The following is a 20,850-nucleotide window of genomic DNA, read 5'->3' as shown; positions in this document are numbered from 1 at the left end:
ACCTTCTTTTTACTATCTGCATCTATTGGGAAATAACATCATAACAACGACATGAAACTTCTGATTACTTCCCTCTTATTTGCCCTCGTTGCCTTGTCGCCCTCACTGGCACAAACAACCGTTGATGCGAAAGACATTATGGCAAAAATCAATCGAAAAGAAGCGGTATCCTACCAAAACGCAACCATCACCGGCGATCTGGATCTGACCAGCTTAGCCAATCGGAAAGAGGTCCGGGATGGCAACTGGGGTGAGTCGGAGCATTACCTGAGTACGGTTGAAGTACCCATGACCTTCAAAAACTGTACGTTCAAAGGCAAATTCCTTGGCTATCGAACCGAAGATCATGACGGAAAACTCTTCAAAGTGAGCAACACCGTTTATAACACCGACTTCCCCGAAGCCGTAACCCTGGAAGGTTGCACATTTGAAGATGATGCTACGTTCAAATACTCGACCTTTAGCCAGCGCGCCATTTTTACCAACAACAGGTTCGAGAAAATTGCGCTGTTCAAATACACGAAATTCCGGAACGATGCCGATTTCAGCAGTTCTACGTTCCAGGGCTCGGCCGATTTCAAATACACCAAGTTCGATGAGGCCTCCACGTTTCAGAAAGCACGTTTCGAGCGCTCGGCCGACTTCAAATACACCAAATTTGACGAAGGCACCAACTTCAGCCAGGCACGTTTTACGGGCAATGCCGACTTCAAATACACACACCTGCCCAGCGGCAGCAACTTCGACGAAACCCGTTTCGACGGTTCGGCCGATTTCAAATACACCACCCTGGGTGGCCGACGCTTCCTTCCCAGTGGGCGGTAATTTGGGGATTGGTTGGTTAGTTGATTGGTGATGTGATGGCAGATTGAAGAATCTGCCATCACATCACCAATCAACTAACCAACCAATTAACTATTTTTTGGTTTATCAAAACGTTACACCAATCACGCAACGTTTTGAAACGCACGACTAAAATTCTCATAGCGCTCGTAGTACTCCTCATCATTGCCCGGTTGCTATTGCCTTATTTTGTACTGCGGTATGTCAATAAAACCCTCGCCGACATGGGCGGCTATACGGGCCATGTCGAGGATATTGATATTCAGCTTATTCGGGGAGCTTACCAGATTGATAGCCTTCGCATTAAGAAGATAAACGGGAAGATTAAAGAGCCGTTTCTGTTCATCCCCAAAACCGATCTCTCAGTCGAATGGAAATCGCTCTTTAAAGGTCGACTGGTGAGCGAGGTCGAATGTTACAAACCCGAAATCAACTTCGCGTTTAGCGAAGACGAAGCCAGCAATCAGACGGGGGCCGAAGTCGACTGGACGGCCTACCTGAAGAAACTGCTCCCTATCAAAATAAACCGGTTTGCGGTAATCGACGGGGAGGTCAACCTGACCAGCCTGATTACCCAGCCCCGCGCCGATCTGTCGATCAAACGATTTCAGGGTGAAGTCCGAAACATTCGGAATGTCGATGATCGGGGCAATAAACTTCCTTCGCCGGTGATTGCCTCAGGCGATGTACCGGGCTATGGCGGTACCATGAAATTTTCGGCTAATATGAATCTGCTGAAGGTTGTTCCCGACTTCGATTACAACATGATGTTCGATGATCTTCAGTTGGTCAAGCTCAATGAACTTGCTCGTGCCTACGCCAATGTCGACTTTGAACGCGGTACGGTAAGTGTGTACAGCGAGATGGCTATGCTCGATAAAAAGTTGAATGGCTATATCAAACCCCTCACAAAGGGAATGGAAATCTTCAAACTTAATGAGCACGAACATCGATCGGTTGGCCGCTTTTTTACTGAACTGCTCGCCCAGGTCGGTACCGATGTGCTGAAGAACCAGAAACACGATCAGGTAGCTACCCGGATTCCGCTTAACGGCACGTATGACGACATAAAAACGGCCGTTTGGCCTACCGTTTTCGGACTGTTACGAAATGCCTATGTGGAAGCCTTCCGGCATGAGTTTGACAACAACATCACGCTAAAAGACGCCCTCAAAAGCGTTAAAGAAGATTATAAAGCCAAGCGTGAAGAGCGGAAGGCCGAACGTAAAGACGCCAAAGCCGAGCGAAAAGCCAAACGGCAGGAAAAGCGAAAAGAACGAAAAGCGGAGCGCGAACAAAAAAAGAAAGAAAAGGAACGCAAGTAGGCCGTTTAGTACCTACTTTGTTAGCGTCGAATTTGCTAGCGCCGAACCGTATCAACTTTGGTGGCCCCTCCGCGACGTAGGGAATCGGGCCGGAGCCGAGGTTGTTTTCGGTTACGAGGTGAGGTCGAATCAATAGCGGGTTTTGTCGTATCGCGCCGGTTACGTTGTATAGCAGGCCGGTTCGGGCTGGGTTGCTGTTTGCGCACTGGAGCCGATCGAAGTTCTGCCGATATCAGGTCCATCGAGCTAAACAGACATGGCAGGCTTAGCAGCATGCTAAAAAAGAATAGTCGTCTCATCACGTTTATGCGTTAGTATCAACACTGTAACGAACATAACCAGCGTTCGGTTATGGAATTGAGGCTGCTGGTGCATCTTTATTCGTAAGCAGCCCTACACCTATGTTTCTGAAACTGTTTCGCAAACCTAGACCCACACCTGAGCGTTCCCGAAGCGATTCAGCCAGTCTTGTTGCGGCTTATCGAGCCACTGGCGATCTGACCATTCTGGGAGAGCTCTATGAGCGGCACATGGAGTTGATCTATGCGGTCTGCTTCAACTACCTGCGCGACGAAGAAGAAGCGAAAGATGCGGTGATGAACCTGTTTGAACAACTCATCAACGATTTACGTCGGCATGATGTCCAGCAATTTGGCCCCTGGCTCCATAGTGTAGCGCGCAACTATTGTTTGATGCAACTGCGAAAAAGTCAGGCACATCCGAGTGTTGCACTGGCGAATCAGGCGGAAAGTGACAATAATGATGAAGCACCGGACCAGTTTATCACTGATGATACTGACCTGCCTGAACTGGAAGAAGACTTGACCCGCATGGAAGCCTGCCTGCTGACGCTGCCTTCAGAGCAGCAACTGTGCCTGACGCTATTCTACTTGGAACGAAAAACATACACGGAAGTAGCCGAACAAACAGGCTACGATCTAAAACAGGTGAAAAGTTATTTGCAAAATGGCCGACGAAATTTGAAAATTTGTATGAGTCGGTACTAAGTAATGCGGGTGGAAACCCGCAGTGTAGCCAAAGCGGGTTTCCACCCGCATTACCCAAATGAACGACCAATTGACATTCGACGATTTACAGGCATATCAGTCGGGGAAACTGAGTGGGCCGGCACGGCATCGTGTGGAACGGTTACTGCTCGAAAACCCTTTCTATGCCGATGCGCTGGCCGGCCTGGAAGCCATGCAGCAAACGGCTACGAACGTCGCCAATGGCCCGATGGCCGATCAAATGGCCGATCTTCGCGACGCCCTGCATCAGCGCATTCATGAGTCGGCCAATCGAAAACGGCTCTGGCCCCTCTGGATTGCGACAACCACGGCCGCCATCCTGTTTATGCTGGCGATGGCAATTTATTTCATTTACTTCGCCCCAAAACATTATCCGAAGACCAAACCCGTTGCACCAGTCAAAACAACGACTCTAAATCAACAAACCACCCCTGGCCACGTAGAAGCAAATACATTTAAGTAGGCTCGTGACCATACATTAGGCCGTTTCTGTCATCCCGAGGAACGAGGGATCTTCGGAGACGGGATAAAAAGTAATCTCCGAAGATCCCTCGTTCCTCGGGATGACAGAAACGACCTGCTACTATTTTCGCTTGAGTAACTATTTATCAACGCGTTAGCTAACTATTCCAGCAATGATAGAACACGGATCTTTATGATCTTCCATGATTAATTATGATGGTAAAACAGGGCCAGTTTTAGCAAAATCATAACGAATCATACCGATCATAAAAATCCGTGTTCTATTTACATTATGTCCTTTTTCTCGACCGATAATAGCCGAAGTATCCCAAAAATTTAAAACATTTGCCGAACATCAATCGTTAACGGGGCATATCAACCCATTGATTTAGTTATGTTTCGCGCAAATTCACTACGTTCCATCATTCTATCATCTTTAATTATTACTGGCTGTTTATCAGTCAGTTCGGCTCAGCAACGCTTTACGGCTGGGCCACGCATTGGCTTGAATTTATCTAATTATTGGGGTAGCGCCGATGGCATGAGCTTTACACCTGGACTAGCCGCAGGGGCCTTTTTGATGTATAGTTCACTGAACCATTTCGGCATTTCGGGCGATATTTTGTATTCACAACGGGGTACAAGCTATCGAGGCAATAACATGCAGTTTATCCAACGGGTGAATTACCTCGAAATTCCGGTAGTGGCCCGCTATTTTCTGACTCTGAACGGCAATTTCAGACCCAACCTGTTTGTTGGTCCCTCGCTGGCCATCAAACTCAACGCCAAGCGAGTCAAAGGCGATTACCTACAGGGATCAGGCCCGGTCCTCAACGGCGACAACAGCGACGCATTCAACAATCTGGATTTAGGCGCAACGGGCGGCATTCAACTGAACTGGGGCACCGGCAATCGGCAGCACTTCCTAATCGACGCCCGCTATACCCTCGGATTAACCGACGTGCAGGCTTTTACGAATGTCTGGGGGCCACGGAGTTCATTGCAGAACTCGACCTTTACCTTAACCCTCGGTTATGGCTTTGGCGTCGGGCGCGAATATCCCAGCCGGTATAAACGATAAGCTGATTGGCAACAGGCGAAGTCGAGGTACGGTTTACGATTTAGAAGTAGTGATTCATATTTTAATTGGTCACGCAGGAAAAAAATCGTAAATCGTACCTCGTAATTCGTAATTTAGTTCGCTTATGCCCTTCAGTCGGCCATTCTTACTTCTCTTCATCAGCATCTTATTCTCTGTTCCCGTAGTGGCGCAAACCACTACGCCTATTTTTCAACAACTCAACGCTCGCCAAACCTGCTGGGTCGACTCGGTATTCACCAACATGTCGACCGACGATCGCATTGCTCAGTTAATCATGGTGGCGGGCTACTCGAACCGCAAACCGTCTTACGAAGATTCGCTGGTTCGGCTCGTCCAAACGGCTAAACTCGGTGGGGTCGTTATGTTTCAGGGTGGTCCGGTTCGGCAGGCTCAACTGACCAATCGGCTGCAAGCGGTTTCAAAAGTACCTCTCCTCATTGCAATGGATGCCGAATGGGGCATCGCCATGCGGCTGGATAGTACCGTTCGGTACCCCTACCAGATGACCCTGGGTGCCATGCAGGGCAACGACAGCCTGATTTACCGCATGGGTGCCAATCTGGCTCGTCAGGCCCGCCGGTTGGGTATGCACATCAACTTTGCTCCGACCGTCGATGTCAACAACAACCCCAACAATCCAGTTATCAACTTCCGGTCGTTTGGCGAAAACAAATACGATGTCGCTCGCAAAGCCCTTGCCTATGTGCGAGGGATGCAGGACAACCAGCTATTAACCAGCATTAAGCACTTTCCGGGTCATGGCGATACCGGCACCGACTCCCACTACGATCTGCCGCTGATTGCCAAAAGTCGCGCCCAGCTTGACTCGCTTGAACTGTATCCATTTCGGGAACTGATCAAGGCCGGGGCTGCTGGTGTTATGGTGGCCCATTTGAGTATTCCGGCGCTCGATACTACGCGCAACCGTCCATCGACGCTATCGCCCGCCATCGTGACCAATCTGCTCAAAAACGAGCTGGGCTTTCAGGGGCTGACCTTTTCGGACGCCATGAATATGAAGGCTCTCACGAAGTATTTTCCATCGGGCCAGGCCGACGAGCTGGGTATCGAAGCGGGGCTGGATGTACTGGAATTTACGGAGGATGTACCGGCAGCCCTGGCAAAGATCAAACAGGCCGTTGCCAACGGGCGTATCAGTCAGGCATCGCTGGACGCTCGTTGCCTGAAAGTGCTACGGGCCAAAGCCTGGGCAGGACTGGATCAGTACAAACCTATTGACCTGACCAACCTCGTCAGCGATCTGAACTCCGTGCAGGATGATCTGCTGAACCGGAAGTTGACCGAAGCTACGTTGACCGTTCTGAAAAACGACAAGAATCTGTTGCCTCTGCAGCATCTGGATACCCTGCGTATCGCATCGGTAGCGGTGGAAAGTGATAAGATCACCGCGTTTCAGCAGATGGCCGCCAACTACACCCAGGTCGATCATTTCAACCTCACCTCCCGTACGCCCGACTCAACGCTGGCGCAGGTGCGCGACTCGCTGAAAAACTACAACCTGATTTTGGTGGATGTTCACCTGAACAACATCCGTCCGGCTGCCCGGTATGGTCTGCAAGCGAAAACAGCCGCATTGGTGAGCGAGCTGGTAGCCACGGGTAAGGCGGTCGTTACGGTATTCGGTAATGCGTATGTACTGGATAAGCTTACCTTCCCGATGGATACGGCCCAGACGGCCCGCAACATCGAACAGGCACGGGCGGTGGTCATGCCGTATCAATTGACCAACTATACCGAAGAGCTATCAGCCCAGTTGATTTTCGGCGCTATTGGTGCCTCTGGAAAACTACCCGTAACGGTCAATCAGCGTTTCCGGTATGGCGATGGAATCATGGTTCAGCCTATTGGGCGTATGAAATACACCATTCCTGAAGAAGTGGGCATCGACAGCCGGTACCTGACCCAACAGGTCGATTCATTGGTTAACGTGGGCATGAGTCAAAAGGCATTTCCAGGTTGTGTGGTCCAGATGGCCAAAGACGGCAAAGTGATTTTCCGAAAAGCCTACGGTAACCATACGTACGATGCATCGCTTGGTGCAGAACCTAAACCCGTACAACTGGATGATCTGTACGATATGGCGTCGGTGACGAAAGTGAGCACTTCTACCCCCGCGCTGATGCGACTGGTAGACGAAGGCAAGTTCAATCTGGACGGTAAAATGGCCGATTATCTGCCTTTTCTTAAGAAATCGAACAAGGCGGATCTGGTCTGGCGGGATGTACTGACCCACCAGGCCCGGCTGAAAGCCTGGATTCCGTTCTGGATGGACACCAAAAACCCGGATGGTTCATGGAAGTCGAAAACCTTTAAAGCTGAACGCTCGGGCCGCTATCCGATTGAAGTGACCGACAGCCTGTTTGAGTTTAAAAACTATCCGAAAGTCATTTACGATCAAATTCGGGATTCGCCCCTGAACGAGAAGAAAGAGTACATCTACTCCGATCTTTCGTTTATCATGTATCCACTCGTTGTGAAGCGCATTACCGGCGTCAATTTCGAGGATTATGTCAAAACAACGTTCTTCCGGCCACTGGGAGCTACCACGCTGACATTTAATCCCCGACGGTTCTATTCGCTCAATCGGATTGTTCCTACTGAATACGATTCGTTGTTCCGCAAAACACTCATCTGGGGACGTGTACATGATGAAGGCGCGGCTATGCTCAATGGGCTGTCGGGTCATGCGGGCCTGTTCGGCTCAGCCAACGATCTGATGAAAGTGTATGACATGTACCGTCGGATGGGGAACTACGGTGGTCAGCAGTTTATTTCCCAGAAAACCATGGCTGAATTTACCCGTTATCAGTTTCCGGAATTGGGCAACCGCCGTGGGTTAGGCTTCGACAAGCCTACGTTTACCTACTCGGGCAATGCACCCCGTTCGGCAACCAAGGCCAGTTTCGGCCATTCAGGCTTTACGGGTACGTTCGTTTGGGTTGACCCCGATCCGGCCTATAACCTTACGTATGTATTTTTGTGCAATCGCGTTTACCCAACCCGAAACAATAACACACTGATCAACCTGAACACCCGAACGAATATTGTGGAAGCATTGTATCAGGCAACTAAACGGGGTATCCAATGAAAGAGCATCTGATTGAGCTACTCAACTACGAACTTTGGTCAAATCATCGCGTGATTGAAGCCCTCGAAACGGTCAGAAATCCCCCGCAGAGGGCCATAGCCGTTATGGGACATATCTTATCGGCTCAGCAAATCTGGATAGGGCGAATTACAGCCCATTCGGTGTTTATCTCCATTTGGGAAGACATTCCGGTCGGCTGGATGGCCGAAACGGCCGATCGGCAGCACCGTCAACTAAGCGGGCATATTGGCGGCTTATCGGAACCCCAACTGACAGAGATAATTGCTTATAAGGATTCGAAAGGAAATTCCCACCAAACGCCATTGACCGAGATTCTAACGCATATGAGCCACCATGCGGCTTACCACCGGGGCCAGGTTGTGCAACTTATTCGCCCAATGCTGGACGAGCCTCCCGTAACAGATTATATCGTGTGGGTGCGCGAGAATCAAAAATAGCCTTGGCCAGGGTCATCTTTAATTTTTCCCACCCCAGTAAATCTATTGATTCTCAGAAGCTTATCCAACAATCTTCTTTCAGACAATTATAAAATAAAACCCCTTGCCTAAGTCCCTTGTTAAACTAACGAACAGTAACCAAGTTCTGTCCGCACACGTTTCCTGCCCTACACGCCAAGAAAATCATGAAGGTGACGTCAAAAAGCTGGGTAAAACTATTGCTTCTAGTATTAACCCTCCCGTTTTTGGCGGCTGGAGCGGTGTACTATATACTGATTCATAACCTGAATCAAATCATCACGTACGCCATCGACAAAGAAACCCAGGGTGGCTATATCTTTCAAAGTCACGATCTGAGTCTATCGATCCTGCATAAAACGGTTACCATCGACAAACTGGTTTTTAACCGGAAAGACACTACGGGGGCTACTACCTACTATACGGTAAAAATTCCATCGGCTTATCTGTCGGTCGAGTCCTGGAAAGAGCTATTGGTACACAACCGATTACTGGTCGATAGCTTTTCGGTTAGCCGGCCCGAAATTGTGATTCATGACTACCGTACGCACGCTCACAACCATAGTCAGACCCGTTTTCATACATCGAGTATTCTCGAAAACCTTCAAAAAACGTTAGATCATTTACATGCCAAGTCATTCAACGTACAAGGCGGAACGTTCGCCCTGTACAGACGAGCGGCAATGGATCCATTTCTGATCAAAGACATCAACCTTACCGTTCGTAATTTTTCCAGAATTGACAACGATGATCGGCGGGTACTGGCCTCCGATCATATTGAACTAGCCCTGGGACGACAAAAATGGGTCCTGTCGGACGGGAAGAATACCCTCAGCTTTCGGGGCTTACATTTCATTAGTTCGACCCAATTATTTGAGATCGATTCGGTCCATTTCCACAAACCGGCTACCGACAAAAAAGGCGAGTTGAGTTTACGTGCCGATAAGTTTTTCTTCAACTCAAGTCATTTACCCGCCGTGTACCAAAAGGGCGAACTGTGGCTCGACACGCTCATCTGTATCAGACCTGTGCTGACGTTACCTATTGAAAGTCGGAAAGAGCAGGTAACTGACACGGCCAGTACGATTCGGTCAAACATCAAAACCTTGTTTAAAACCGTGACGGTTGGCTATACCCAAATCAAAGATGGCGAACTGTTGCTGGGCAATAAGGCCAACCCGACCTCAAGGGGAGGAACGCAGAAAGCAAACCTGAGCATTTATAACCTGGTACTCAATGCACAGAGTGAACATTCGGTTAGTACCGACAGCATCAATCTGAGCCTGCGGGATATTGCTTTTTTTTCGCCGGACAGTCTGTTCAAAATTGGCGTCGAATCGTTTCACATGGTTCGAAACGATGTTATTTTCCGGAACGTACTGTATGGAACAGCCTCCCGTAGAATAACAGGCAAAGGATTGACCTTCAGGGCCCCGCTGCTGCAACTGCACGATGTCAACATCGAAGATCTGATGCAGAAGCGCATTGTGGCATCGGCGGCAGAGCTGGTTCAGCCCAGTATCGATATCGTTGCGACAAAAAAAGGCGACAATCGACCGAAACCTTTTGTTGTGGCGACTGCCCCTCACAAAAAAGTGGATTTGTTCAAAACCCTGCACGGTTTGGGCGAATTACTCCAGGTGAAGCATTTTAAAATCAGTAATGCCAATGCCCGGTATCATTTAGAAGGTGAGGAGCCAATGGAAGTATCGATGAACAACATGAATGCCAGTGTGTTGTTGAACGATTTTCTGGTTAGTGATTCCCTGATCGACATAAAACATGCCATTCCAACGCTGACGATAGCCGATGCACACCTGACAACCAATAAAGTAGCTGTTGCGCTGAAGAACTATACACTGAAGGGACAACAACGCTACAATCAGGTCGATAAACTACAGGTCGATCTGCCCAATGGTACGGTTATGACAGCCAGCAACGTATATTGGGATGCCCTGGGCTGGGATGCCCTCCAGCATTCAAAAGACATACAGGTAGCGCTACTGCGGGTGCATGAGTTGGACATCGACGCCCGGCTAACTCAGCGAAAACCGGCTCGTTCATCCCTTTCTTCGGCGTCTGATGCGCACAAAAAGCCGTTGCCTCTTCTTCATATTGATCAACTGATGGCAGATCGGATTTCCTTGAAAATAGACTTAACACCACAAACACAGGCAGGTTTTCAGGGAAATAACGTTCGTATCGATAAACTTTCTACCCAAACAGGCGATATAGGCTGGGAGCAATTCAGCGGGAAACTGGTGGACAGCTATGTAAATTTTCCGGGCAATAAACGCCTGTCGGTCGAACAGATCGATCTCAACAGCCAGCAAACGTCAACCCTCACGGGTGTACGCTACGCCGATAATCGGCCCGACCAGACTGTGCAGATCTTTGTTCCCCAAATCCAGCTCAAAGGCTTGCTGAACTCGACCAATTTTTCGACCGTTCGCTTCCATTCCTTACAGATCAACCAGCCCGAACTGACGATGGTCGGCAGGCAGCGCTCTAACGACACCAAATCAGGGCCAGCCAAAGCCTTTCCCATTCCGTTCACCTTTACCCTGCATGACCTGGCCGTACAGGGGGCGAAGGTGAATTATATTCTGCAAAAAGATACGAATTCGATCCAGGTTCAGTCGGTCGTTGATATAGCCGGACAGAGTTTCTTTGGGGCCAAAGATGAATCACTCACCTTTGCGTCCTTACGCATTGTCCCGACCAAAACGACCTTTGCCAGCTCACACATAAAGACGATTGTGCCTTCGTCCATGTTTCAGCTTCACAATGGAACCCTGTCAGGAAACCGGTTGGGCCGCCCTACACTGATTGGACACTTGCAGGCCAATCTGACGGCCGACGAGTTACGCCCTATACTAAACTTAAAAAAGAACACAATACCCAACCCACTCTTTATTGGCCACGTTACGGCAACCATCGATTATCCGGATTTCAGTTGGACAGCGGGCAAAAAACAAGCCTGGCGAACCTGGCTGAACCATACCAGTCTGGCAGTCAACAAGGTGTCGTTCAGAGGTCAAAAAACATCTTTAGAAGCCGATAAACTGGATTGGGACCCTCAACATGCCCGGATGCTACTGAGCCAGTTTCAGATTACGCCAACGATGGCCAAAGAGGAATTTATGGCTCCCCCGAATTTGCAGGCCGATTACATTACGGTAAAAGGCGATGAAGCCCAGTTCAACGGTCTGAATACAGCTCAGTGGAATCGCGACTCCAGTATAGCGATTCATCATGTGGTGGTAAAAAATGTAACGACGGATGTTTCCCGGGACAAACGACTGCCCGACCCCTCCTACATCCCCGAAAAGCTAATGCCTACCCGACTGATCAATCGAATTAAAATACCGTTTCGGATCGATTCGATTTCGGTCATTAACAGCAACGTACTCTACCACGAAACCTCTAAATTGACCAACCGGGTGGGCGATGTTCCGTTAGAGAATATTAATGGCGTGCTGAAAAACATAACCAATCGCCCAAAACGATCGACCGATAGTTTAGTATTGAAAGCCAGTACGAAACTGCTGGGGCTGCACATCGACCGGTTGCTCTACCGGGAATCCTACGGCGATTCGCTGGCCGGTTTTCGGATGCTTCTCAATACATCGGGTGTGCATCTGCCCGAACTGACCCGGATTACCAGCCCTATGATCGCAGCTAATCTGAATGGTGGATACGCAAAGCCAATTATGGCTCAGGTAGCGGGCAATCGCTATGCATCGGTCGGCAAGATGCAGTTGTACTACAACGGCTTAAAAATCAACTTGCTAAGCCCTGCCGACACGACAAAAAAAACGCTACTCATCCGGTTCAAAAACTTTATTGTCGGTCAGGTGATCCGGAAAAAGAATGACGCCGATTCACGTATTTTTTACGACCGTGACCCGCAGGTGTTTATTTTTGGGTACTGGATCAAAACCATGCTGAGTGGTGTCATGACTAGTGCGGGTGTCAAACGAAATAAAAAATACCATGATAGCTACTTAAAACTGAGTCAGCAACGACCTTTACCCGCCGAGTTGGAGTAGCCATTCTTACAGTACCCTATCACAATGAAGCAGTTGCTTTTTCTCACCTTGTTTTTATCAATACAGGCCGTAGCTCAGGTCCGACTACCCAACAACGAAGCCGGTCAGGTGCAATACCAGGAAATCATTAAAGTCCCGAACCCTAAAACTCCTGCCCGGCAATTGATGGAACAGTTTCATGAATGGGCCGATGCCTATTATGCTTCCGATCCAACCGCCGAGCAGCAGTACGACCAGGAGCATAACGTTCTGTTTGTCAAGTCAATGTATAAAATTCATGAACAGAACATCCGTTATACGCTGACCATTGAAGCGAAATATGGTCGTTACCGCGCCACGCTCACCGATCTGATCGCCGAAAGTAATGGCTTGAGTACACCCATCCGGCCAACCAGCAGCACCGTAGCCGAAATGGAGCGGTCGGCCGGGGGAAAAAACACTCCTAAAAAAGTGATTGAGCAGACGGTTCAGCAGCAAACGGAATTGTATCAGGAAATTGATCAGGCTTGCCGGGAAACGCTCGCCAATCTGAGAGAAGTTATGTTGGCCAGGAAGGGAAAAGAATAAGGTAGCTTACGGTAGGCTAACGCGAATGCGATGCAATGGCGCTCGTCCGCGATTATATCGCGGACGAGCGAGCTTTACGGTAAACTGTAAACCGTATACCGACTTCACCGATGCCGATCCACACCAACCTGTTCGCACCAATCCAGTACCGGGCAGGTGGAGCAGTGAGGAAGTGTACCGGTGCAAATGTGCTTACCAAAGGGCATAAGCAACCGGTTGATATTGATCCACTGCTCTTGTGGCACCTGTGTTTCCAGCACTTTCAGGGTTTGTTCAGGCTGTTTTGTGTGCACATACCCCCATCGATTCACTACCCGATGTACATGAATATCGACGCTGATTGCCGACTGGCCGGTAGCAACACCCAGCGCCAGATTAGCGCACTTCGGTCCTACCCCTTTCAGCGAAGTCAGCGTGTCGAAATCTGCCGGGAGATTACCGTTAAACTCATGAATAATCCGGTCGGCAATACCGTGCAGGGTGTAGGCTTTCTGGTCAGGATAGGTGGTTCCGTAGAGCAAGTCGGTTAAGGTTGGAATATCCAGCGCCAGCAGTTGTTCGGGCGTACGGGCTTTCTCAAACAGGCGCAGTGAAACGGGAATAGTGGTTTCGTCGAGCGTTCGGATCGAGATAATGCACGAGATCAGTTGCTCAAATAAGGTGTTGTACCCTCGTTCGAACAGGTCGAACATAGCCGCCTTCGGATATGGGCGGATGGCTTCTTCAATCCGGGATAGAACCAGGTCGAGGTCAAAGTTGGCTTTCATATTCTCTAAACACAGAGGAGACGGAGATGTCACGGTGAATACGGAGAAAATCTCTGTGTGCTCCGTGAATCCTCCGTCTCCTCTGTGTTTAAAAAGCATTACACCTTCACAATCACCAGCTCTACCCGTCGATTTTCAGGCCGTTCTTTCAGACCCTTGTTGCTGTTGATTGGACGCGATGGGCCGTAGCCAACAGTCTCGATACGACTGGTACTGATGCCTTTGCTGACCAGGTATTTCTTCACTTCATTGACCCGATTCCGCGACAGCTCCACGTTCGCATCGAATTCGCCCACAATATCTGTATGCCCTTCCAGCTTGATCTGCATGGTTGGATTGGTCTGCATTACTCCGGCCAGTCGATCCAGTTCAGGATACGACTCAGGTTTAAGATCGTACCGCGACGCGTTGAAATAGATATTCTTCAGCGTGATTTTCGCGCCCGCTTCAATCGGTACCAGGTTGAAATCACGCGTAACGTCGACCCGATTGGTAGCCAGCGTATCACTTTGACTAAAATAGCCCTTGGCCGAAACCGTCAGCACATAGACCCCTTTCCGCCCAATTGCGATTTTATATTTACCCGTCGGATCGTCACTCCGAAGCGAATCAGCGGGATCGTCACCGGCTGCTTCAGCGCCTGAAATCAACCGATACGTCACCGTAGCCACAATCGGCTCTTTGGTTTTAGCATCACGCGTAATGCCGTTGATCGCTACCTCTGTTGGTACTTCTTTGGGCTGTACCGGCGGAGCAGGTTCGTCCGTTCCAACGCCGGGTTTGGTACGGGGCGTATAACGAGGTTGCTGCGTTTTGGGCTGAACCGGAACAGGCGTTGGTGCTTTGGGTGTGCGCTGCGAATACTGATTTTTCCGTAATGGATTTATAATGTGTACTCCCCAGAAATTGAAGCATATATAGCCCTGACTATCCCTACATTCATACAGATCGAAGGTCGTATAGCCGGGATCAATACGCTCAAAATAAGCTACAAAATCAACACGCTCGCCCGGCCGAACACGTCGACGCGTTTCGGCAGGTATGTTCTCAGCCCTGATAAATTTATAAGACTTCTCGCCCTGATTAACGTATAAGCGGGCCGTTGGCTGAAAACCAATATTATTGGTTGATTGTCCTCCACCATTTGGTGACGGAATGGGAAACGGCCAGGAGCGATCCGGCAGATTGAGCGATTGTCTTGCCGCTTCAAACTTCATGTAGACAATCGTATACTGTTCCGTTAGTTCGACCCGCTTGATGGTCACATCTCGATCATTTACGTCCTCGATACGCGGGTTTTCGGTTGTGTATTGCACCTGTGCGCGTAAGCCTGTTACGAGCAGAATCAGGCATAAGGTGGACAGGATTTTCTTGTTCATTGTCGGTTGCGTTTACGGGCACATATCCCTAACGATTAGACAGCAAAACCTGTTTCATAGTTTAACCAATTGTTCGAAAGGCAAACAAAATCAACGACAGAGCCGAACAAAGTAAGAAGTACCGAATAAAGGGCTGATATTATATAAGTTACCACCCATTAACATTTTTTCCCACAACAGGTCATATAAGAAAATATACTCATAGTAGCACTGGTTGTTTATACCTAATGCATGAGTAATTTTTTGTATTTTACCCAGTTATACTCTGCTTAACTCTGAGTAATCAAATATGAATTTTCAAACAATTTATCATGCCTATTAGCCCTAAAATAGTTAGGCGAAGAGAAATTTTATGGATATTTTATTCTTTTAATAACTCAATTGTTAATTAATTATTCTAATACACCATTTGTAGTATACTAATCAAACGCATTTAACATTTTTTTAATTTAATATCCATTTTTGTACTTTTGCGCTATTATCACTTATTTTTCATTAACAACTTATGGGAAAACTCTTACAAATTAGCTTCCTATTGCTGCTGACGGCCTGGGGAGCCTATGCCCAAAATCAGGTAGTTTCGGGTAGAGTTACATCATCCGACGATGGCAGCGGTCTGCCAGGCGTATCGGTCAGCGTCAAAGGAAGTACACAGGGAACCCTTACCGACGCAACGGGTACGTACCGACTCAACGTTGGTACTAACGCTACGTTGGTGTTTAGTTTTATTGGCTTCTCCACAACCGAAGAGTCGGTCAATAACCGGTCAACGATCAATGTAATCCTGAAAACAGACGTTCGTAGTTTGAACGAAGTGGTAGTCACCGGGTATGGTCAGCAGATCAAACGCGACCTGACAGGCAACATCGCGAAGGTAAGAGCGGCCGATATTCAGGATCAGCCAGTTACGACCTTCGATCAGGCGCTCCAGGGGAAAGCGGCTGGCGTACAGATCAACGCCGGTTCGGGTAAGCTGGGCCAGGGTATTCAGGTTCGGGTCCGTGGTCAGTCGTCCGTATCAGCATCGAACCAACCACTGTACGTGGTCGATGGTACGCCCGTTACGACTGATAACCTGAGCTTCAATAGCGCGTCTACTAACCCACTAGCCGATATTAACCCACAGGACATCGAATCGGTCGATATTCTGAAAGATGCATCGGCCGGGGCCATTTATGGGGCTCGTGCTGCTAACGGTGTGGTACTGATCACGACCAAAAAGGGGAAAGCCGGACGTACAAACATCACCTTTGGCGCCCAATATGGATCGAGCAAGCCAACGCATAAACTACAGTTCCTGAATACGGAGCAGTACGTGAATTTCTACAATCAGGCGGCTGCAAACTCCGACCGAATTGAAGGTCTTGATCCGGCCGATCCCGATTCCTATTCTTCGTACATGAAAGGGTTTTACGAGACGCAGGGACTAGGTACTTTTGGTACACCCCAGCAGGTAAGCACCAACTGGGGCGATCTGGCCTATCAGGATGCGCCGTATCAGCAGTACGATCTGAACCTGAACGGCGGGAATGAAAAAACAACATTCTACATGTCGGGGCAGATTCTGGATCAGAAAGGGATTCTGCTTGGCAATGCCCTGCAACGCTACTCGGGTCGCCTGAATCTGGATCATCAGGTATCGAGTCGGCTGCGGGTGGGTATCAACATGGGCCTGACCCGTACGTTTAACCAGCGTATTTCGGCCGATAACCAGTTCGATAACCCGATGCAGATGGTCGCTTTACCGCCAATGACCCCCTCCATCGATCCGGTTACTGGCCTACCTGTGGGTACTCCTCCAGGCGACATCAGCATTCCTACGTACTATAACCCACTGATCAACATTGGGAATGCTTATTTCAATACGACCGTTTATCGCACGCTGACCAATGCCTTTGGACAGCTCCAGATTGCCAAAGGGTTATCGTTCCGTACGGAGTTTGGGCTGGACGTGCTTAACCAAAATGAAGAGCTTTATTACAACAGCAAGACCCAACGCAACTTCGGCTCTCCACTGGGGATCGGCCAGAACCGGTACGTCCGGGTAGAGAACTATACGACCAACAACTTCTTTACATACAATATGCTGTTTGGTCGTAGTGTACTCGACCTCACGGCTGGTATGTCGTATCAGCAATCGCAGCAGAAAACCAGTTTCACCGAAGGGCGCGACTTCCCTTCCGATGCCTATCGCTATATAGCCAGTGCCGCCCGGAAAACCGATGGGTCGTCGTCGCAGACGGATTACCGGTTCCTGTCATACTTCGCCCGCGCCAACTATAAGTTCGCCGATCGGTATTTAGTCGGTCTGAGTGCCCGTGTTGATGGTTCGTCTCGCTTTGGTCTGAACAGCCGCTACGGTTTCTTTCCGGCGGCATCGGCTGGTTGGGTACTCTCAGAAGAAGATTTTCTGAAGAACAACACCACCATCAGCTTCCTGAAACTCCGGGCCAGCTACGGCCAGACGGGTAATGCCGAAATCCAGAATTTCCCGCAATTGGGTCTGTTCACCGGCGATGCCAGTTACGGTACACTGCCCGGTCAGCGGCCATCACAGTTAGCTAACCCCGATCTGAAATGGGAAACCACCAACCAGTTCGACATCGGTGTTGACTTTGGCCTCCTGAACAACCGGATCAACGGGGAAATCGACTACTACAACAAGCAAACGTCGGGTCTGTTGCTGAGCGTAAATGTGCCAGGTACCACAGGGTTTGCCACGCAGTTCCGCAACGTCGGTAGCCTGGAAAACAAAGGATTTGAGTTTGTGCTGAACACCGAAAACCTCACGGGCGCTTTCCGCTGGACCACCAACCTCAACGCAGCCACCAATGCCAACAAGATCACCAACCTACAGAGTCAGATCATCGAAGGTGGTATCAATGCCATGAGCCGGGCAGTGGAAGGCCAGCCGTTGGGCGTATTCTTTACGCAGGAGTATGCCGGTGTTGACCCAGCCAACGGAAATGCCCTTTGGTATAAAAATACGACCAATGCCGATGGTACCATTGATCGTACAACCACCAGCACCTATGGTCAGGCCCAGCGTATTGTAGCCGGAAGCCCACTGCCTAAATGGACAGCAGGTATGACTAACACCTTCAGTTACAAAGGTTTTACACTGAGTGTACTGTTCAACGGCGTGTTTGGCAATAAGCTCAACTTCTATGGTGTAGGTCGCTATTCGTCGGCTAATGGACGGTTTGAAGACAACCAGACAGTCGATCAGTTAGCTGCCTGGACCCCGCAGAATACCAATACCAACGTACCGGAAGCGCGTTTGTACTATAACAACGGTGCCCAGTCGTCGAGCCGTTTCATTCTGGATGGGTCGTTTGTCCGGCTGCGTACAGCTACCCTATCGTACAACCTGCCGAAAGCGCTGATCAATAAAGCGAAACTGACTAACGTTCGGCTATTCGTGACAGGACAGAACCTGCTGACGTTTACGAAATATGCGGGCTGGGACCCAGAAGTAAACGCCGACTACATTGTCTCGAACATTGCCCAGGGATACGATTTCTATACGGCTCCCCAGGCCCGCACCATCACAGGTGGTATCAACATCGGTTTCTAACCAATTACGTTAAAACTGAACTTTTCAAACGCATATTCGTATGAATTCATCCATAAAACATTGGTTATTCGCCGGAACCGTCGGTATGCTGCTGACGGCCTGCGGCAACCGCCTGAACGTTGTGCCCACGCAAAGTATTGAGCAAAGTCAGGCATTAAATACCGAACAGGACATACAAATTACGCTCATAGGTACCTACGACGGGCTGAGCGATGTGAACCTGTACGGCGGACAAATCCAGTACACCGGCGACCTGCTGGGCGACAACCGCGATGTCGTTTTTGGCGGAACGTATGCTCAAATCGACGAAATCTGGCGGAAAGCCGTCACCACCTCCAACACGTACACGCGTGATTACTGGCTCGATGGGTATAACGCCATCAACCGGGCCAACAATGTACTGTCAGCGCTCGACAAAGTAAGCCAGGCCAACCGGGCCAACATCGAAGGGCAGGCCCTGTTTATCCGGGGAGCGCTATACTTTGAACTGGTGAAGGCGTTTGCCAAAGACTGGAGCGATGGTACACCAGCGTCGAATCCGGGGGTTCCCCTCGTTTTAACGCCCACCACCAGCGTAACGGAAGCTGACTACCGCGCCCGGAATACCGTTGCCGAAGTGTACGCTCAGGCACTCGCCGACCTGACGAAAGCCGAAAGTGATCTGCCAGCCACTCAATCAGGAGGCAATGGCTTTGCCACGAAAGGCGCTGCGGCTGCCATGCTGGCTCGCGTTTATCTGCAACAGAAGAATTACACCGCAGCCCGTGATGCCGCTAACCGGGTGATCACGTCGGGCGCCTATAGCCTGGCTTCGAACTTCGCCGATGTATTTAACGACGCTACCAGCGGGTCAGAAGTTATCTTTAAGATCATCGTGACCGACCAAGACGGTGCCAATGATATGAACACGTTCTACGCATCGGCACTCAACCAGGGTCGTGGTGACGTCCGTGTGCAAACCAAATTCCGGCAGTTGTACGGCACAGGCGATGTACGGGGTACCTTCTTCAACACGGCTGGACAAAACACGTTCACCAGCAAATACAACGACCAATACGGTGATGTACCCGTGGTTCGACTGGCCGAAATGTATTTGATCCGGGCAGAGACCAATCTCCGGTTGAACACATCTGTAGGTGCTACGCCACTTGCCGACGTGAACCTGATCCGGGCTCGAGCCAAAGCCACTCCGCTCACGACGGTCGATCTAGCGGCTATTCTGCTGGAGCGTCGTCTGGAACTGGCCTTTGAAGGCCAGCAACTCGCCGACATCAAACGGACGGCCGGTACCGTAGGGACAACGGCTTACAACGCCAACAATCTGGTGCTGCCCATTCCCCAACGGGAAATCGACACCAACAAAAATCTAGTTCAGAACCCTGGGTATTAAGACCTGATAAATTGATTCAAACCGGGCGAACTTCCCAACGGAGGTTCGCCCGGTTTTTTACGTATGGCAATTGGCTAAGATACTTCTCCCATTACAACTAATTTGCTAAGTGGCTTTTCAATGGTTATGGCGTCTAAGTTCAGTCCCGTTTCCGATCAGACCTGACGTTTAAAGTTGTTAATGCACCAATATGAGAAGGCTCTTACGAGTAGTGATTATAGTGATCATATCACTCTGGGCCTGCAAACCAGAGGCAGAATCTGTGCAAACAGAATTAGCGGGCTATAAATTAAAATTCCCCAATACAATTGCTGAACTAGCAAAAGAATACCCTAACGGCCAACTTTCCGGCTACCATAAATTCATAGATTCTAGCCAATCAGCTAAAGCCGAATGGCAGTTTGACTCCTGGAGCGGCAGTTATGATGAAGATCGTAGAATTCATCCGTATGGAGTCATTATATCCCTAAAGAATAAGGCTGACCAATTAGATTCGTTAAAGACCAATTTAGAAAGACAATATAATCAACCCTTTACACTGTTTACCTTAAAGAGCGCCGGAAAAGAAAACTATAATCTCGATCCTCCTATCTACAGTTGTCAGATCGCTAAGGGAACAATCCTTTTGCTTAGTAAAGCGGTCAGCGACCGGGGTGATTCTTGGAGTCAATATAATAGTTTACGCATTTCTGTGGGATATAACCTGACTGAGCGTGAAGAGGAAATGTTTGCTTTAAAAAGTGGTGAAATTCACGAAAAAATTGATTAAATAC

At 49.3% G+C, this 20,850-nt stretch carries 15 protein-coding genes; 12 read left to right on the top strand and 3 right to left on the bottom strand.

Annotated features, from left to right (window positions below):
• Positions 1 to 51 precede the first annotated feature (51 nt).
• The gene (locus tag ACYVFD_RS30245) at positions 52 to 825 is read left to right on the top strand and encodes a pentapeptide repeat-containing protein (RefSeq protein WP_461094348.1); all 774 of its coding nucleotides are present in this window, start codon (positions 52 to 54) and stop codon (positions 823 to 825) included.
• Positions 826 to 929: 104 nt separating this feature from the next.
• Positions 930 to 2,168, top strand: a complete 1,239-nt coding sequence (locus ACYVFD_RS30240) for a DUF748 domain-containing protein (RefSeq protein WP_461094374.1) — start codon at positions 930 to 932, stop codon at positions 2,166 to 2,168.
• Between the two features lie 35 nt (positions 2,169 to 2,203).
• Here the strand turns inward: ACYVFD_RS30240 and ACYVFD_RS30235 are convergent, their stop codons facing one another.
• Positions 2,204 to 2,467 (bottom strand): hypothetical protein, encoded by a 264-nt coding sequence (locus tag ACYVFD_RS30235; protein WP_461094347.1) that lies wholly within the window; start codon positions 2,465 to 2,467, stop codon positions 2,204 to 2,206.
• 102 nt (positions 2,468 to 2,569) lie between these two features.
• On the opposite strand from ACYVFD_RS30235, the gene ACYVFD_RS30230 reads away from it, so the two are divergent.
• The 7 genes from ACYVFD_RS30230 to ACYVFD_RS30200 all read left to right on the top strand — a co-directional run bounded on the left by ACYVFD_RS30230 (position 2,570) and on the right by ACYVFD_RS30200 (position 12,964).
• Positions 2,570 to 3,175 (top strand): RNA polymerase sigma factor, encoded by a 606-nt coding sequence (locus ACYVFD_RS30230; RefSeq protein ID WP_461094346.1) that lies wholly within the window; start codon positions 2,570 to 2,572, stop codon positions 3,173 to 3,175.
• A 58-nt stretch (positions 3,176 to 3,233) separates the two neighbouring features.
• Positions 3,234 to 3,659 (top strand): hypothetical protein, encoded by a 426-nt coding sequence (locus ACYVFD_RS30225; protein ID WP_461094345.1) that lies wholly within the window; start codon positions 3,234 to 3,236, stop codon positions 3,657 to 3,659.
• A 393-nt stretch (positions 3,660 to 4,052) separates the two neighbouring features.
• Positions 4,053 to 4,739, top strand: coding sequence for a porin family protein (locus ACYVFD_RS30220; RefSeq protein ID WP_461094344.1), 687 nt, complete (start codon positions 4,053 to 4,055; stop codon positions 4,737 to 4,739).
• Between the two features lie 124 nt (positions 4,740 to 4,863).
• Positions 4,864 to 7,869, top strand: coding sequence for a glycoside hydrolase family 3 N-terminal domain-containing protein (locus ACYVFD_RS30215; protein WP_461094343.1), 3,006 nt, complete (start codon positions 4,864 to 4,866; stop codon positions 7,867 to 7,869).
• Positions 7,866 to 8,327: a DinB family protein gene (locus ACYVFD_RS30210; RefSeq protein ID WP_461094342.1), complete on the top strand. Its 462-nt coding sequence runs from the start codon at positions 7,866 to 7,868 to the stop codon at positions 8,325 to 8,327. The genes ACYVFD_RS30215 and ACYVFD_RS30210 overlap by 4 nt, the downstream gene beginning before the upstream one ends.
• Before the next feature lie 185 nt (positions 8,328 to 8,512).
• Entirely contained in the window at positions 8,513 to 12,397 is a 3,885-nt protein-coding gene (locus tag ACYVFD_RS30205) for a hypothetical protein (RefSeq protein ID WP_461094341.1), read from the top strand.
• Positions 12,398 to 12,421: 24 nt separating this feature from the next.
• Entirely contained in the window at positions 12,422 to 12,964 is a 543-nt protein-coding gene (locus tag ACYVFD_RS30200; RefSeq protein ID WP_461094340.1) for a hypothetical protein, read from the top strand.
• A gap of 104 nt (positions 12,965 to 13,068) precedes the next feature.
• On the opposite strand, the gene ACYVFD_RS30195 is transcribed toward ACYVFD_RS30200, so the two are convergent.
• Both ACYVFD_RS30195 and ACYVFD_RS30190 read right to left on the bottom strand, forming a co-directional pair.
• On the bottom strand, positions 13,069 to 13,731 hold the full coding sequence (locus ACYVFD_RS30195) for an endonuclease III domain-containing protein (RefSeq protein WP_461094339.1): 663 nt from the start codon (positions 13,729 to 13,731) through the stop codon (positions 13,069 to 13,071).
• Between the two features lie 98 nt (positions 13,732 to 13,829).
• Positions 13,830 to 15,110 carry an OmpA family protein gene (locus tag ACYVFD_RS30190; protein ID WP_461094338.1) on the bottom strand — a complete coding sequence of 427 codons (1,281 nt, stop codon included), beginning with the start codon at positions 15,108 to 15,110 and terminating at the stop codon, positions 13,830 to 13,832.
• A gap of 505 nt (positions 15,111 to 15,615) precedes the next feature.
• On the opposite strand from ACYVFD_RS30190, the gene ACYVFD_RS30185 reads away from it, so the two are divergent.
• The 3 genes from ACYVFD_RS30185 (at position 15,616) to ACYVFD_RS30175 (ending at position 20,846) form a co-directional block, all read left to right on the top strand.
• A complete protein-coding gene (locus ACYVFD_RS30185; protein WP_461094337.1) occupies positions 15,616 to 18,687 on the top strand; it encodes a SusC/RagA family TonB-linked outer membrane protein in 3,072 nt (1,023 codons plus the stop codon).
• Positions 18,688 to 18,727: 40 nt separating this feature from the next.
• Positions 18,728 to 20,077 (top strand): RagB/SusD family nutrient uptake outer membrane protein, encoded by a 1,350-nt coding sequence (locus ACYVFD_RS30180; protein WP_461094336.1) that lies wholly within the window; start codon positions 18,728 to 18,730, stop codon positions 20,075 to 20,077.
• Between the two features lie 262 nt (positions 20,078 to 20,339).
• Complete coding sequence (locus ACYVFD_RS30175) at positions 20,340 to 20,846, top strand: hypothetical protein (RefSeq protein WP_461094335.1); 507 nt, start codon at positions 20,340 to 20,342, stop codon at positions 20,844 to 20,846.
• The last annotated feature ends 4 nt before the right edge of the window (positions 20,847 to 20,850 follow it).

The sequence above is a fragment of the Spirosoma gilvum genome (genome assembly GCF_054776815.1).
The sequence above is the reverse complement of the archived record's forward strand: the minus strand, read 5'-3'. Positions and strand labels throughout refer to the sequence as shown.

Coding starts and splice junctions, on each gene's coding strand:
- ACYVFD_RS30245 (WP_461094348.1), top strand. CDS start 52: ATGAAACTTCTGATTACTTCCCTCTTATTTGCCCTCGTTGCCTTGTCG.
- ACYVFD_RS30180 (WP_461094336.1), top strand. CDS start 18,728: ATGAATTCATCCATAAAACATTGGTTATTCGCCGGAACCGTCGGTATG.
- ACYVFD_RS30235 (WP_461094347.1), bottom strand. CDS start 2,467: ATGAGACGACTATTCTTTTTTAGCATGCTGCTAAGCCTGCCATGTCTG.
- ACYVFD_RS30185 (WP_461094337.1), top strand. CDS start 15,616: ATGGGAAAACTCTTACAAATTAGCTTCCTATTGCTGCTGACGGCCTGG.
- ACYVFD_RS30220 (WP_461094344.1), top strand. CDS start 4,053: ATGTTTCGCGCAAATTCACTACGTTCCATCATTCTATCATCTTTAATT.
- ACYVFD_RS30190 (WP_461094338.1), bottom strand. CDS start 15,110: ATGAACAAGAAAATCCTGTCCACCTTATGCCTGATTCTGCTCGTAACA.
- ACYVFD_RS30225 (WP_461094345.1), top strand. CDS start 3,234: ATGAACGACCAATTGACATTCGACGATTTACAGGCATATCAGTCGGGG.
- ACYVFD_RS30210 (WP_461094342.1), top strand. CDS start 7,866: ATGAAAGAGCATCTGATTGAGCTACTCAACTACGAACTTTGGTCAAAT.
- ACYVFD_RS30205 (WP_461094341.1), top strand. CDS start 8,513: ATGAAGGTGACGTCAAAAAGCTGGGTAAAACTATTGCTTCTAGTATTA.
- ACYVFD_RS30230 (WP_461094346.1), top strand. CDS start 2,570: ATGTTTCTGAAACTGTTTCGCAAACCTAGACCCACACCTGAGCGTTCC.
- ACYVFD_RS30200 (WP_461094340.1), top strand. CDS start 12,422: ATGAAGCAGTTGCTTTTTCTCACCTTGTTTTTATCAATACAGGCCGTA.
- ACYVFD_RS30195 (WP_461094339.1), bottom strand. CDS start 13,731: ATGAAAGCCAACTTTGACCTCGACCTGGTTCTATCCCGGATTGAAGAA.
- ACYVFD_RS30215 (WP_461094343.1), top strand. CDS start 4,864: ATGCCCTTCAGTCGGCCATTCTTACTTCTCTTCATCAGCATCTTATTC.